12 protein-coding genes are annotated in these 14,407 nt (G+C 73.0%); 7 read left to right on the top strand and 5 right to left on the bottom strand.

The window, feature by feature from the left end:
* Positions 1 to 59: 59 nt before the first annotated feature.
* The 5 genes from ACFVGS_RS37010 to ACFVGS_RS36990 all read right to left on the bottom strand — a co-directional run bounded on the left by ACFVGS_RS37010 (position 60) and on the right by ACFVGS_RS36990 (position 5,631).
* Complete coding sequence (locus ACFVGS_RS37010) at positions 60 to 1,262, bottom strand: cytochrome P450 (RefSeq protein WP_384422106.1); 1,203 nt, start codon at positions 1,260 to 1,262, stop codon at positions 60 to 62.
* A 158-nt stretch (positions 1,263 to 1,420) separates the two neighbouring features.
* Positions 1,421 to 2,266 (bottom strand): LLM class flavin-dependent oxidoreductase, encoded by an 846-nt coding sequence (locus ACFVGS_RS37005; RefSeq protein ID WP_384422108.1) that lies wholly within the window; start codon positions 2,264 to 2,266, stop codon positions 1,421 to 1,423.
* Positions 2,260 to 3,552, bottom strand: a complete 1,293-nt coding sequence (locus ACFVGS_RS37000; RefSeq protein WP_385696835.1) for a nucleotide disphospho-sugar-binding domain-containing protein — start codon at positions 3,550 to 3,552, stop codon at positions 2,260 to 2,262. Before ACFVGS_RS37000 ends, ACFVGS_RS37005 begins: the two co-directional genes overlap by 7 nt.
* 8 nt (positions 3,553 to 3,560) lie before the next feature.
* Positions 3,561 to 4,595, bottom strand: a complete 1,035-nt coding sequence (locus ACFVGS_RS36995; protein WP_384422112.1) for an LLM class flavin-dependent oxidoreductase — start codon at positions 4,593 to 4,595, stop codon at positions 3,561 to 3,563.
* A 7-nt stretch (positions 4,596 to 4,602) separates the two neighbouring features.
* Positions 4,603 to 5,631: a methyltransferase gene (locus ACFVGS_RS36990; RefSeq protein WP_384422114.1), complete on the bottom strand. Its 1,029-nt coding sequence runs from the start codon at positions 5,629 to 5,631 to the stop codon at positions 4,603 to 4,605.
* A gap of 169 nt (positions 5,632 to 5,800) precedes the next feature.
* Here ACFVGS_RS36990 and ACFVGS_RS36985 point away from each other — a divergent pair, with 169 nt between their 5' ends.
* The 7 genes from ACFVGS_RS36985 to ACFVGS_RS36955 all read left to right on the top strand — a co-directional run.
* Positions 5,801 to 6,487 carry an SDR family NAD(P)-dependent oxidoreductase gene (locus ACFVGS_RS36985; RefSeq protein WP_385696832.1) on the top strand — a complete coding sequence of 229 codons (687 nt, stop codon included), beginning with the start codon at positions 5,801 to 5,803 and terminating at the stop codon, positions 6,485 to 6,487.
* An 87-nt stretch (positions 6,488 to 6,574) separates the two neighbouring features.
* A complete protein-coding gene (locus ACFVGS_RS36980; protein ID WP_384422118.1) occupies positions 6,575 to 6,904 on the top strand; it encodes an antibiotic biosynthesis monooxygenase family protein in 330 nt (109 codons plus the stop codon).
* Positions 6,905 to 6,955: 51 nt separating this feature from the next.
* A complete protein-coding gene (metK, locus tag ACFVGS_RS36975; protein WP_384422120.1) occupies positions 6,956 to 8,152 on the top strand; it encodes a methionine adenosyltransferase in 1,197 nt (398 codons plus the stop codon).
* Positions 8,153 to 8,201: 49 nt separating this feature from the next.
* Complete coding sequence (locus tag ACFVGS_RS36970) at positions 8,202 to 9,224, top strand: carbohydrate kinase family protein (RefSeq protein ID WP_385696828.1); 1,023 nt, start codon at positions 8,202 to 8,204, stop codon at positions 9,222 to 9,224.
* Positions 9,224 to 12,694, top strand: a complete 3,471-nt coding sequence (metH, locus tag ACFVGS_RS36965) for a methionine synthase (protein ID WP_385696825.1) — start codon at positions 9,224 to 9,226, stop codon at positions 12,692 to 12,694. The genes ACFVGS_RS36970 and metH overlap by 1 nt, the downstream gene beginning before the upstream one ends.
* Positions 12,691 to 13,590, top strand: a complete 900-nt coding sequence (gene metF, locus ACFVGS_RS36960; RefSeq protein ID WP_385696822.1) for a methylenetetrahydrofolate reductase [NAD(P)H] — start codon at positions 12,691 to 12,693, stop codon at positions 13,588 to 13,590. The genes metH and metF overlap by 4 nt, the downstream gene beginning before the upstream one ends.
* A gap of 14 nt (positions 13,591 to 13,604) precedes the next feature.
* Positions 13,605 to 14,407 (top strand): adenosylhomocysteinase (locus ACFVGS_RS36955; protein ID WP_384422128.1); only part of this gene is annotated, 803 nt, incomplete at its 3' end.

The following is a 14,407-nucleotide window of genomic DNA, read 5'->3' as shown; positions in this document are numbered from 1 at the left end:
CCCCCGTCCCGGCCGGGACGGGGGAGCTTCCGTGTGGTGCGGGCCGGGTGCCGCGTGCGTCACCAGGCCACCGGGAGCTGCGCCGGGCGGCGGAAGGCCATGCCGGACACCCAGGTCAGTTCCTGGGTCGGGACCGCGAGACGCAGCCCGGGGAAGCGGTCGAGCAGGCCCTCCAGGGCCAGCTGGAGCTCCATCCGGCCGAGCTGGGCGCCCAGGCAGTGGTGCAGGCCGTGGCCGAACGTCAGGTGCGGGTTGTTCCGCCGCTCCAGGTCGACCCGCTCCGCCGCCGCGAAGACCTGCTCGTCCCGGTTGGCCGAGGTGATCGCCGGGAGGACCGCGTCACCCTTGCGGATCGTCGCCCCGCCGAGCTCGACGTCCTCGGTCGCGATGCGCATGGCGCCGGCGCCGCCGCCCGCCACCGAGAAGCGCAGCAGCTCCTCCACGGCGCCCGGCACCAGGCTGCGGTCGGCGACGAGCCGCGCCCACAGCTCGGGCTCGCGCAGCAGCGTGATCAGCGCGCCGACCAGTTCGCCGGTGGTGGCGTGGTAGCCGGCGACGAGCAGGGTGTGGCCGAAGGCGAGCAGCTCCTCCTCGGAGAGCCGGTCGCCGTCCTCCTCGCGGGCCTCGATGAGATGGGTGAGGAGGTCGTCCGCGGGCTCCTTGGCCTTGGCGGCGATCAGCTCGCCGAGGTAGCCGTTGAGGCCGCGCCGGGCCTCCATCACCGCGTCCGGCGAGTGGGCCGATATCGAGAGCATCACGTCCGACCAGACCCGGAACCGGTCCTGGTCGGCGAGCGGCACCCCGAGCAGCTCGCAGATGACGGTGATCGGCAGCGGCTGCGCCAGGTGGGCGATCAGGTCGGCGGGTGCGCCGCCGGCGGCCATCCCGTCGAGGAGGCGGTCGGTGATCTCCTTGACGTGCGGGCGCATCCGCTCGATGTGCCGGGCCGTGAAGGCGCGGGCGACCAGCTTCCGCAGCCGGGTGTGCTCCGGCGGGTCCATGGTGAACAGGGACTTGGAGCCCTTGGCGACCGGCAGCAGCCGGGGCGCGTCGGGAGCGGTCAGCGCCGCCTTGCTGAACCGCGGGTCGGCGAGGACCTGTCGTACGTGCTCGTAGCGGGTCACCAGCCAGGCGCGGTGCCCGGTCGGCAGCGTCACCGGGGCGACGGGCTCGGAGTCGCGCAGTTCGGCGTAGGCGGGCGCGGGCTCCAGCGGATCCGGCACGGGCAGCGGAAAGGTCCGCTCGGTGCTCTCGGCGGTCATGGGTCCTCCTTGTGAGCGTGGTCAGCACGACGGACGCCGCTCCGCGAGCGGAACGGCGTCCGGTGGGGCGGTCGCCCGCCGGGGCGGGAACGGGCGCGGGCCAGGCCGTTTCTTCCGGATCACGGCCGCGGACCCGGCCAAGGTCCGGAAGAGACGGCCTACAGCACGGCGTCCGCGAGGCGGTCGAGCTGGTCGGGTCCGGCGTCGCAGGGCATGAAGACGATCTCGTCGCAGCCGGCGTCCTGATAGGCCGTCACCGCGGCCCGCAGCCGGGACGGTTCGGTGAGCGCCATGGTGACGATCGACTCGGCGCGGCCGGAGAAGGCGTAGTAGTCCATGAGGTAGCGCTGGGCCAGCCACTCGGCGCGCGGGCCGAGCGAGAAGTAGAGCAGGGTCATCAGGTGCGGGCGTCCGCTGCGGCCGTGCCGCTGCCAGGCGGCCTCGACGCTTTCGGCGTTGGCCCGGTAGCCGCTGGGCGAGCTGCCGCCGGCGATCCAGCCGCGGCCGTACTGCGCCGTCCTGCGGAAGGCCGCGGCCGAGGTGCCGCCGAGGATCAGCGGCAGCTCGCCCTGGGGGGCCGGGCCGACGGCCCCGGGACCGTCCGCCCGCCAGGTGTCCCGCAGTTCGGCGAGCATCGCGTCGAGCAGCTTGCCCCGCACGGCCGGGTCGACGCCCGACGTGGTGAAGTCGTCGTCGCGGTTGCCCGCGGCGAGACCCAGGGTCAGCCGGCCGCCGCTGACCCGGTCGAGCGAGGCGACCTGCTTGGCGAGCAGCGGGGTGTTGTTGCGGTACGGGGCGGTGAGCACCGTGGTGGCGAGGCCGATCCGGCGGGTGACGGCGGCGGCCGCGGTCAGCGCGACGAGCGGGTCGTAGTTGTCGTACACCAGCCGGTCGAGCACGCCGAGGGTGGAGAAGCCGTGGGCCTCGGCCCGCCGGGCCCAGTCGGTGATGCGCTCCCCCTCGGCGCCGGGGACGGTGGCGGGCAGTCCGACTCCGATCAGCACGGCCGGCCTCCTTCGACGGGGACGACGGACGTGGCCGAGCCGGCCGACGCGCCCGGAGCGCCCGAGGCCGCGGACTCGGCGGACTCGGCCGGCAGCTCGGTCGGCTCGCTCGGGTCGCTCGGCTCGGCCGGGAACCCGGCGAGCCTGGCGAGCTGTGCGGCGACCCGCGCCGGGGTGGGCCGGCGGTCGTTCTCCGTCCGGATCTCCTCGGCCGCCTTGCGGTACGAGGGCTGTTCGAGGAGTTCGAGGACCGCGGCCCGCAGGCCCGCGGGACGGGCCTCGTCCCGGCCGAGCGAGAGCCCGGCGCCGGTCGCGGCGAACCGCTGGGCGTTGAAGGTGTGGTCGATCAGCTGCGGCACCACCAGCTGCGGCAGTCCCTGCGCGAGGCCGGTGAGGATGGTGCCCGCGCCGCCGTGGGCGACGACCAGGTCGCAGTGCGGCAGGACGCAGTGCAGCGGCACCGACTCGACGACCTTGGCCCGCTCCGGCAGGGTGCCGAGCAGTCGGCGCTGCGAACCGTCGACCGCGACGACGATCCCGACGTCGAGCGCGTCGAGCGCGGCGACCACCTCCCCGGCGAGGAACATCGACCCGTCGAGCCGCCCGACCGTGGTGCCCCAGGTGACGCAGACCCGGGGCCGCCGGCGCGCCGCCGGCGGCAGCGGGACCGGCACCCGGCCCGCGCCGTTGTACGGCACGTAACGCATCGGCAGCCGGTGCAGCGGGCCGGGCCGGGACTCCTCGGGCACCTGCATCGTGGGCGGACAGAGGTCCACGGTGAGGGCGCCGAGGGTGTCCGGGGCTCCCAGGCCGAAGCGCGCGAACAGCGGCGCGAGCTCGCGTTCCTCGGCGTCCAGGGTGGCCTGCCGGTGCATCAGGTCGGCGCCCCAGGGCATCCGTACGGCGCGGGCGCCGCAGGCCGCGGCCGCGAGCGGCCCCGCGTACGCGGTGGGCTCGTGCACCACGAGGTCCGGGCGCCAGGCCCGGGCGAACGCCACCAGGTCGTCGGCCATGGCCTCGGCCAGGTCGGCGAAGAGCGACACCGCGCGGGGCCCGCGGCCGGGCGTGCCGGACGCCCGCCCCGGGATGTACTCGCGGATCCGGGCCACCGCGTCCAGGTCGTGGCCGACCGGCACGAAGGGCAGCCCGGCGGCGGTGACGTGCGCCGCGAGGCCCGGCGGCGTGGCCACCCGCACCTCGTGGCCGGCCGCCCGCAGCGCCCAGGCGAGCGGCACCATGGGATAGAAGTGGGTCGGCCAGGCCCAGCTGACGAACAGCACGCGCATCGCTCGCCTCACCCCTCCCGTACCGTCAGGCCGGCCTCGCGGTGCGCCCGGGCCACCGTCTCCATGACCGCGACCCGCGCCTCGGTCGTGTCCGCGTACGGCGAGATGCCCAGGGTGGTGATCCCGGCCGCCGCGTACTCGGTGAGCCGCCGGGCGATCCGGGCGGGCGGCCCGAGGAGCGAGGTGGAGTCGATGAAGTCCAGCGGCACCGCCTCGGCCGCGCCCGTCGCGTCACCGGCACGGAAGCGGTCCTGCACCTCCTCGGCCGCCGCCGCGTAGCCCATCTGCGCGGCGAGCCGGAAGTAGAAGTTGCTCTCCCGGTCGCCGAGGCTCATGAACCGGGCGACGTACGGCCGGATCGGCGCGGCGGCGGCCGCGACGTCCTCGCCGACCGCGGCCGGGGCGGACAGGAAGGCGTCGAAGCCGTCCATCTCCCTGCCCGCCCTGCGGCGGCCGGTGCGCAGCGCGTCGAGCGCCCGCTTGGCGTGCTCGGGCGTGCAGAAGACGCCCACCCAGCCGTCGGCGATCTCCCCCGTCAGCTCCAGGCTGCGGGTGCCGACCGCGGCCAGGTAGACGGGCAGGTCGCGGCGGACCGGGCCCGGGAGCCGGAACGGGCCGGCGTCGCTGCCGGGCAGCGGCAGGGCGAAGTGCCGGCCCTCGTACGTCACCGGCTCCTGGGCCAGCGTGCGCCGCACGACCTCCACGTACTCCCGCGTCCTGGCGAGCGGCCGGGCGAACGGGGTGCCGTGCCAGCCCTCGGTGACATGGCTGTTGGAGATGCCGAGGCCGAGGCGGAACCGGCCTCCAGAGAGGCCGTCCAGCGTCGCCGCCGCCAGGGCCATGGCGACCGGGGTCCGCGCCGGGATCTGGATGACCGTGGACAGCAGACCGATCCGGCTGGTCCGCGCGGCCACCCAGCCGAGCACCGAGATCGCGTCGGAGCGGAAGCCCTCGGGAGCCGCGGCGACGTCGAAACCGAGCCGCTCGGCCTCCTGGGCGGTGCGGGCGCAGTCCTCGGGTACGAGGTTGATCCCCAGTCGCATGGCCGGGTCACCCTTCCTTGTGGCCGATGACCAGCGAGTCGGTGTTGCTGAGCACCTTCGCCTCGGTGCGGCTGAAGCCGGCCTCGGTCATCCAGCCGCGGCACTCCTCGACGGAGTACTCGGAGCCGCCGTGGGTGACCAGCAGCATGTCCAGGCTGATCAGGAGGTTGACCAGGTCCGCGGGCCGCTCGTCGACCATCCGGTCGTACACGAGCAGCGCGCCGCCCGGCTCGACCGCCTCGTAGGCCTTGCGGATCAGGCCGAGGCGCTGCTCGGCGGACCAGTTGTGGAGCACGTGGCCCATGACGAGCACCTGGCCGGACGGCATCGGGTCCTTGAAGAAGTCGCCTCCGGTGAAGGCGATCCGGTCCTGGGTGCCGAGGCGCTTCATGTGCTCCTCGAAGGCGGGCGCGACGTGCGGCAGGTCGAAGACCTTGGCGGTGAGGTGCGGGTGCTGCGCGATGAGCAGCGCGGAGAGGTTGCCGCGGGCGCCGCCGACGTCCACGAAGTCGGTGCGGCCGGTCCAGTCGAAGGCCTTGGCCAGCCTGGGCGCGACCTGGCTGTTGAGGGAGTCCATCATGGCGAGGAACTGGTCGAGGTGTTCCCGGCTGTCGGCCATCTGGGCGACGATGTCGCCGTCCTTGCCCTTGACCTGGGGCTCCCCGGTGCGCAGCGCGTCGGTGAGGTTGGTCCACGCCGGGTAGAGCATGTTGTTGGCGCGCTCCAGGAAGCCTCCGGCGTAGGTGTTCTTGCCGCGGTCGAGGAAGCGGTCCGCGGAGGGGCTGTTGCGGTAGTGCTCGCCGTCGGCCTCCAGGACGCCGAGCGTGACCAGGGCCGTGACGAAGTCGCGGGCTCCGCGCGGGTGCAGGCCGATCACGTCGGAGAGTTCCGGCAGCGTCAGCGGCTTCGCGGCGAGCGTCGAGAAGACGTCCAGCTCCAGGGCGCTGAGCAGGATCTTGGCGTCGCAGAAGGCGGTACCGAGCCGGATGAGACCCTCGGGGCTGGACGCATCCGAAGCGGAAGTGTGAGTCGTCACCGACAAAGTCCTTTCTCCTGATGACGGGACGCGTGGATGCTTCAGCACCCGCCTCGAAGCCCGCTGGAGCCCGCCGCCGGAGCCCTCGTGAACTCCTCGGGCACCAGCGGAAGTCGAGGGGCGGACGGCACGATCCGGCCGACATGACACCGGTGAGGGGAGAGACGTGATGTCGGATCGGCGCGTGGCGCTGGTGACCGGGGCCAACCGTGGCCTCGGCCGGGCCGTGGCCGCTGAACTGCTCGCGCGGGGGCTGCGGGTGGTGGTGACCGCCCGGGACGCCGGCGCCGCGGCCGCCACCGCCCGCGAGCTGGGTCCGGGCGCCGAGGGCCGGGTGCTCGACGTGACGAGCCCCGAGAGCGTCACGCGGGCGCGGGACGCCGTCGGTCCGGTGGACGTCCTGGTCGGCAACGCGGGCGTGCTCCTGGAGGACGGCGCGGGCGATCCGCTGTCGGTGCCGGTGGAGGTGGTGGAGCGGACGATCGAGGTGAACCTGCTGGGCTCCTGGCGGGTGGCGCAGGCCTTCGTGCCGGCCATGGTCGAACGGGGCTGGGGGCGGGTGGTGTTCGTGTCCAGCGGCACCGGCTCGTTCAGCAACGGCCTGTTCATCGGCAGCCCCGGCTACGCGGTGTCGAAGGCCGGCCTCAACGGTCTGACGCAGATGCTGGCGACCGCCACCCAGGGGACCGGCGTCCTGGTGAACGCCGTCAACCCGGGCCCGACCCGCACCCGGATGATGCCCGGCGGCCGGCGCAGCGCCGAGGAGGCCGCGGTGGACGTCGTGGACGCCGCCCTGCTGCCGGACGGCGGCCCGAGCGGCACCTTCCGGCGGGGCGAGCAGGTGCTGGGCTGGTGAGGGGCTGGCTCGGGTCTTGAGCACTCCTCGATGCGGTGTCGGCACGGTGCCACGACCGAGCCACCGAACCGAGCGAGGAGTTTCGCCATGGACCACGGCGCCGGGCCGCGCCCGCCCTTCCGGGTGCTGCTCAGGATGGAGATCCGCCCCGGCACGGAGCGGGAGTTCGAGCGCACCTGGCTCGACATCGGCACCCGCATCGCCGCCGAGCCCGCCAACCTCGGCCAGACCCTGATCCGGGACGTCGAGGACGGCGGGGTCTACTGGGTCATCACCGACTGGACCGACGAGCCCGCCTTCCGCGCCTTCGAGACGAGCGCGGCGCACGTCGACAACCGCCGCCGCCTGCAGCCCTTCCGCACCGGCGGCGAGATGCGCCTCACCCAGGTCGTGCACCGGCTCGAACCGGCCGCCTGAGCGGCTCGCGTCCTTCCTCCGCACCTCCCCGACACCCAAGGAGCCCCGCACATGACACGTCGTCTGTTCACCTCGGAGTCGGTCACCGAGGGCCACCCCGACAAGATCGCCGACCGGATCAGCGACACGATCCTCGACGCGCTGATCGCCCAGGACCCCACGTCGCGCGTCGCCGTGGAGACCCTGATCACCACCGGCCAGGTGCACGTCGCCGGCGAGGTCACCACCGCCGCGTACGCCGACATCGCGACCCTGGTCCGCGAGACCGTCCTGGACATCGGCTACGACTCCTCCGCGAAGGGCTTCGACGGCGCCTCCTGCGGCGTGTCGGTGTCCATCGGCGCGCAGTCGCCGGACATCGCGCAGGGCGTCGACACCGCCCACGAGGCCCGTGTCGACGGCGCGGAGGACGAGCTGGACCGGCAGGGCGCCGGCGACCAGGGCCTGATGTTCGGCTACGCCTGCGACGACACGCCCGAGCTGATGCCGCTGCCGATCTCCCTCGCGCACCGGCTGTCCCGCCGGCTCGCCGAGGTCCGGCACGACGGCACCCTGCCGTACCTGCGTCCGGACGGGAAGACGCAGGTCACGATCGAGTACGACGGCGACCGGGCGGTGCGCCTGGACACCGTGGTGGTCTCCTCCCAGCACGCCCCGGGCATCGGCCTGGACTCGCTGCTGGCTCCGGACGTCCGCGAGCTCGTGGTGGAGCCGGTGCTCCAGGACCTGTCGATCGCGACGGAGGGCTACCGGCTCCTGGTGAACCCGACCGGGCGCTTCGAGATCGGCGGTCCGATGGGCGACGCCGGCCTGACCGGTCGCAAGATCATCGTCGACACGTACGGCGGCATGGCCCGCCACGGCGGCGGTGCGTTCTCGGGCAAGGACCCGTCGAAGGTGGACCGTTCGGCCGCGTACGCGATGCGCTGGGTCGCGAAGAACGTCGTCGCCGCGGGGCTGGCCAAGCGGTGCGAGGTGCAGGTCGCGTACGCGATCGGCAAGGCCGAGCCGGTGGGTCTGTTCGTGGAGACCTTCGGCACCGAGAGCGTCCCGCTCGACCGGATCCAGCACGCGGTCCTCGAGGTCTTCGACCTCCGCCCGGCCGCGATCATCCGCGACCTGGACCTGAAGCGTCCGGTCTACGCGAAGACCGCCGCGTACGGGCACTTCGGCCGCGAACTGCCGGAGTTCACCTGGGAGCGCACCGACCGCGCCCAGAAGCTGGCCGCCGCGGCGCGTGCCGTCTGACCACCCGACTCCGTCGTCCGACTCCCCCAAGGATCCCAGGAGGTACCCGGTGCGTATCGCTGTCACCGGCTCGATCGCCACCGACCATCTGCTGACCTTCCCCGGCCGGTTCGCCGACCAGCTGCTCGCCGACCGCCTGGACAACGTCTCGCTGTCCTTCCTCGCCGACAGCATGGAGGTGCGGCGCGGCGGAGTGGCCGCCAACATCGCCTTCGGCCTGGCCCGGCTGGGGCTCGCGCCCGTCCTGGTCGGCGCGGCCGGCCTCGACTTCGCCGACTACCAGGTGTGGTTGAAGCAGCACGGCGTCGTCGTCGACCACGTACGGATCAGCGACACCCTCCACACCGCCCGTTTCGTCTGCACCACGGACCTGGACCAGAACCAGATCGCCACCTTCTACGCCGGGGCGATGGCGGAGGCGCGGGAGATCGACCTGCGGGAGGTCCTCGCCCGGACCGGGCGGCTTGACCTGGTGCTGGTGTCGCCGGACGACCCGGAGGCCATGCTGCGGCACGCCCGCACCTGCCGGGAACTCCAGGTGCCGTTCGCGGCCGACCCGTCGCAGCAGCTCGCGCGGCTCGACGGCGGTCAGGTGCGGGAGCTCGTGGACGGGGCCCGCTTCCTGTTCACCAACGAGTACGAGACCGCCCTCCTCCTGGAGAAGACCGGCTGGAGCGAGGCCGAGGTGCTGACCCGCGTCGGCACCTGGGTCACCACGCTCGCCGCCGACGGTGTCACCGTCCGGGCCGCCGGGCATCCGGCGCTCACCGTGCCGGCCGTACCTGCGGACGGGATCGCCGACCCGACCGGCGTCGGCGACGCCTTCCGGGCCGGCTTCCTCGCCGGAATCTCCCGCGACTGGCCGCTCGAGCGCTCCGCGCGCCTCGGCTGCGCCCTGGCCACCACGGTCCTGGAGTCGGTCGGCACGCAGGAGTACGCGCTGTCCGCGCGGACCCTGCTCGACCGGCTGGCCGCCGCGTACGGCCCGGAGGCGGCCGAGGAGATCGCCCCTGGGCTCACGGGGCTGACCGGACCCGCGGGGCCGGCCGGACTCGCGGAGGTGGCCGGCTGATGGCACGCGCACCGGAGGCGCTGCGCGAGGCCCTGGCCACCCGGGTCGTGGTGGCCGACGGCGCCATGGGCACCATGCTCCAGGCGCAGGACCCGAGCCCGGCGGACTTCCAGCACCTGGAGGGCTGCAACGAGATCCTGAACGTGACCCGCCCGGACATCGTGCGGTCGGTGCACGAGGCCTACTTCGCGGTCGGCGTCGACTGCGTGGAGACCAACACCTTCGGCGCCAACCACGCGGCCCTCGGCGAGTACGGCATCACCGAGCGGATCGGGGAACTGTCCGAGGCCGGCGCCCGCATCGCCCGTGAGACCGCGGACGCGTTCGCGGCGCGGGACGGGCGGACCCGCTGGGTCCTCGGCTCGATCGGTCCCGGCACCAAGCTGCCCACGCTCGGCCACACCACCTTCGGCGTGCTCCGTGAGGGCTACCGGCAGAACGCGGCCGGACTGATCGCGGGCGGCGCGGACGCGCTGCTCGTGGAGACCAGCCAGGACCTGCTCCAGGCCAAGGCCGCGATCCTCGGCTGCAAGCAGGCCCTGGCCGAGGCCGGACTCGACCTGCCGGTCTTCGCCCAGGTGACGGTGGAGTCCACCGGCACGATGCTGCTCGGCTCGGAGATCGGGGCGGCGCTGACCGCCCTGGAACCGCTCGGCGTCGACTTCATCGGCCTGAACTGCGCGACCGGCCCGGCCGAGATGAGCGAGCACCTGCGGCATCTGGCCCGGCACGCGACGGTGGGCCTGTCCTGCATGCCGAACGCCGGCCTTCCGGTGCTCGGCAAGGACGGCGCCCACTACCCGCTGTCGCCGGAGGAACTGGCCGACGCCCACGACTCCTTCACCCGCGAGTACGGCCTGTCGCTCGTCGGCGGCTGCTGCGGTACGACCCCGGAACACCTGCGGGCGGTGGTGGAGCGGGTGCGCGGCCGGGCCCTGGCGCCGCGCGCGCCGCGGCCGGAAGCGGCGGCGGCGTCGCTGTACCAGGCGGTGCCGTTCCGCCAGGACACCTCGTACCTGGCGATCGGCGAGCGGACCAACGCCAACGGCTCGAAGAAGTTCCGCGAGGCGATGCTGGCCGGCGACTGGCAGGCGTGCGTGGAGATCGCCCGCGACCAGATCCGCGACGGCTCCCACCTGCTCGACCTGTGCGTGGACTACGTCGGCCGGGACGGCGCGGCGGACATGCGGGAGATCGCGGGCCGTCTCGCGACCGCCTCCACGCTGCCGATCGTCCTGGACTCCACCGAACCGGAGGTGCTGCGGGCCGGTCTGGAACGGCTCGGCGGCCGTGCGGTGCTCAACTCGGTCAACTACGAGGACGGCGACGGCCCCGAGAGCCGCTTCGGACGGATCGCCGGGCTGGCCCGCGAGCACGGTGCCGCGCTGATCGCGCTGACGATCGACGAGGAGGGGCAGGCGCGGACGGCGGAGAAGAAGGTCGAGATCGCGGAGCGGCTGATCGCGCAGCTCACCACCGAGTACGGGATCGCGGAGTCCGCGATCCTGGTCGACTGCCTGACGTTCACGCTGGCCACCGGCCAGGAGGAGTCGCGCAGGGACGGCGTCGAGACGATCGAGGCGATCCGCGAGCTGAAGCGGCGCCACCCGGACGTGCAGACGACCCTGGGCCTGTCGAACATCAGCTTCGGCCTCAACCCGGCCGCCCGCGCTGTCCTGAACTCCGTCTTCCTCGACGAGTGCGTGAAGGCGGGCCTGGACTCGGCGATCGTCCACGCGTCGAAGATCCTGCCGGTGGCCCGGATCCCGGAGGAGCAGCGGGAGGCGGCCCTCGACCTCGTCCACGACCGGCGGCGGGAGGGCTACGACCCTCTGCAGCGGCTGCTCGACCTCTTCGAGGGCGTCAGTTCCGCGTCGGTGAGGGCGTCCAAGGCCGAGGAGCTGCTCGCGCTCCCGCTGGAGGAGCGACTCAGGCGGCGGATCGTCGACGGCGAGCGCGCGGGCCTGGAGGCGGACCTCGACGTGGCGCTCGGGGAGCGTCCGGCCCTGGAGATCGTCAACGACGTGCTGCTGGACGGGATGAAGACGGTCGGTGAGCTGTTCGGCTCGGGTCAGATGCAGCTGCCGTTCGTGCTCCAGTCCGCCGAGGTCATGAAGACCGCGGTGGCGTATCTCGAACCGCACATGGAGAAGTCGGACGCCGAGGGCAAGGGCACGATCGTCCTCGCCACGGTCAAGGGCGACGTCCATGACATCGGCAAGAACCTGGTCGACATCATCCTGTCCAACAACGGCTACAACGTGGTCAACATCGGGATCAAGCAGCCGGTGTCGGCGATCCTGGAGGCCGCCGAAGAGCACCAGGCGGACGTGATCGGGATGTCCGGTCTGCTGGTGAAGTCCACGGTGATCATGAAGGAGAACCTGGAGGAGCTGAACGGCCGCGGTCTGGCCGGCAGGTATCCGGTGATCCTGGGTGGTGCGGCCCTGACCAGGGCGTACGTCGAGCAGGACCTGCACGAGCTGTACGACGGCGAGGTCCGCTACGCCCGCGACGCCTTCGAGGGCCTCAGGCTCATGGACGCCCTGGTCGCCGTCAAGCGGGGCGTCCCCGGAGCCGCACTGCCCGAGCTGCGCGGACGCCGGGTCGCCGGGCCGGCCACGGCGGTCCCCCGGGCCGAAGCGCCCGAGCCGGAACCGGCCGGCCGTTCCGACGTGGCCGCCGACAACCCGGTCCCTGAGCCGCCGTTCCGGGGCACCCGCGTGGTCAAGGGGATCCAGCTGGCGGAGTACGCGTCGTGGCTGGACGAGGATGCGCTGTTCAAGGGGCAGTGGGGGCTGAAGGACCGGGAGACGATCGAGTCGGAGGGCCGGCCGCGGCTGCGGGGCTGGCTGGACCGGCTCCAGACCGAGCACTTGCTGGAGGCGGCCGTGGTCTACGGCTACTTCCCCTGTGTGTCCAAGGGCGACGACCTGATCCTGCTGGACGAGGACGGAGCCGAGCGGACCCGCTTCTCCTTCCCGCGCCAGCAGCGGGGCCGCCGCCTGTGCCTGGCCGACTACTTCCGCGCCGAGGACTCCGGCGAGGTCGACGTGGTCGGGCTCCAGGTCGTCACCGTCGGCTCCAGGATCGGCGAGGAGACGGCGAAGCTGTTCGCCGCCGACTCCTACCGCGACTACCTCGAACTCCACGGCCTGTCCGTGCAGCTGGCCGAGGCCCTGGCCGAGTACTGGCACTCCCGGGTGCGGGCGGAGTGGGGCATCGCAGAGGCGGACCCGGCCTCCATGGCCGGCATGTTCCGCACCGAGTACCAGGGCTGCCGCTACTCGCTGGGCTATCCGGCCTGCCCCGACCTGGAGGACCGGGCCAAGATCGCCGCCCTCCTGGATCCCGGGCGGATCGGCGTGGAGCTGTCGGAGGAGTACCAGCTGCACCCCGAGCAGTCCACCGACGCCTTCGTCGTCCACCACCCCGAAGCGACCTACTTCAACGCGGGAGGCCGACGATGACGTCGATGGGCGAGCTGCTGGCGAGCGGACGGCGCTCGTTCTCCTTCGAGTTCTTCCCGCCGAAGACGCCGAAGGGCGAGCGGACCCTGTGGGACGCCATCCGGCGCGTGGAGGCGCTGTCGCCGGACTTCGTCTCCGTGACGTACGGCGCGGGCGGCTCCTCGCGCGACCGCACGGTGGCCATCACCGAGCGGATCCTGACCGAGACCACGCTCCGGCCGATCGCCCATCTGACCGCCGTCGGCCACTCGGTGACGGAGCTGCGCCGGATCGTCGGCCGCTACGCCGACGCCGGGATCCGTGACGTGCTCGCGCTGCGCGGCGACCCTCCGGGCGACCCGCAGGGCGAGTGGGTGCCGCATCCCGAGGGGCTGACGTACGCGGCCGAGCTGGTCGAACTCCTCAAGAGCGTCGGCTCGTTCACCGTCGGAGTCGCCGCGTTCCCGGAGCGGCATCCGCGCTCGCCCTCCTGGGAGAGCGACATCCGGCACTTCGTCGCCAAGTGCCGGGCCGGGGCGGACTTCGCCGTCACCCAGATGTTCTTCGATCCGGAGGACTACCTGCGGCTGCGCGACCGGGTCGCCGCGGCCGGGTGTGACACCCCGGTCATCCCGGAGATCATGCCGGCGACCGGCTACGACCAGATCCGGCGCTTCGCCGAGCTGAGCAACGCCGCCTTCCCGCCGGACCTCGCCCGGCGCCTGGAGGCGGCCCGCGGCCGCCCCGAGGAAGGGCACCGGATCGGCGTCGACCACGCGACCGCGATGGGCGAGCGGCTGCTCGCCGAGGGCGCGCCCGGACTGCACTACATCACGCTCAACAGTTCGTCCGCCGCGGTGGAGATCCATCGCAACCTCGTTCCCGGACGGACCTCTTCCCTGCTCACCGCTGCCTGACCACTGGAGTCGACATGCCTTCCGACCACCACAACCACGATTACAAGGTCGCGGACATCTCGCTGGCCGCGTTCGGCCGCAAGGAGATCACCCTCGCCGAGCACGAGATGCCGGGCCTGATGGCGATCCGCAAGGAGTACGCGGAGGCGCAGCCGCTGGCCGGCGCCCGCATCACCGGCTCCCTGCACATGACCGTGCAGACCGCCGTCCTCATCGAGACCCTCGTCGCCCTCGGCGCCGAGGTCCGCTGGGTCTCCTGCAACATCTTCTCCACCCAGGACCACGCGGCGGCGGCGATCGCGGCGGCCGGCATCCCGGTCTTCGCCTGGAAGGGCGAGACGCTGGAGGAGTACTGGTGGTGCACCGAGCAGGCGCTGACCTGGCCGGGCGGCGAGGGCCCCAACATGATCCTCGACGACGGCGGTGACGCCACGCTCCTCGTCCACAAGGGCGTCGAGTACCAGAAGGCGGGCGCGGTGCCGGACCCGTCGACCGCCGACAACGAGGAGTTCCGCATCGTCCTGGAGCTCCTCGGGAACTCCACGCTGGACTGGGGCACGCTGGCGGCCGGCATCAAGGGCGTCACCGAGGAGACCACCACCGGCGTCCACCGCCTCTACGAGATGCACCGCGACGGCGCCCTGCTGTTCCCGGCGATCAACGTGAACGACGCCGTCACCAAGTCGAAGTTCGACAACAAGTACGGCTGCCGCCACTCCCTCATCGACGGCATCAACCGCGCCACCGACGTCCTCATCGGCGGCAAGACGGCCGTCGTCTGCGGCTACGGCGACGTCGGCAAGGGCTGCGCCGAGTC

It is taken from the genome of Streptomyces sp. NPDC127114, from assembly GCF_042677525.1.
Lineage (GTDB): Bacteria > Actinomycetota > Actinomycetes > Streptomycetales > Streptomycetaceae > Streptomyces.
Note: the sequence above shows the minus strand (reverse complement) of the source record. Positions and strands in the feature narration are given on the sequence as shown.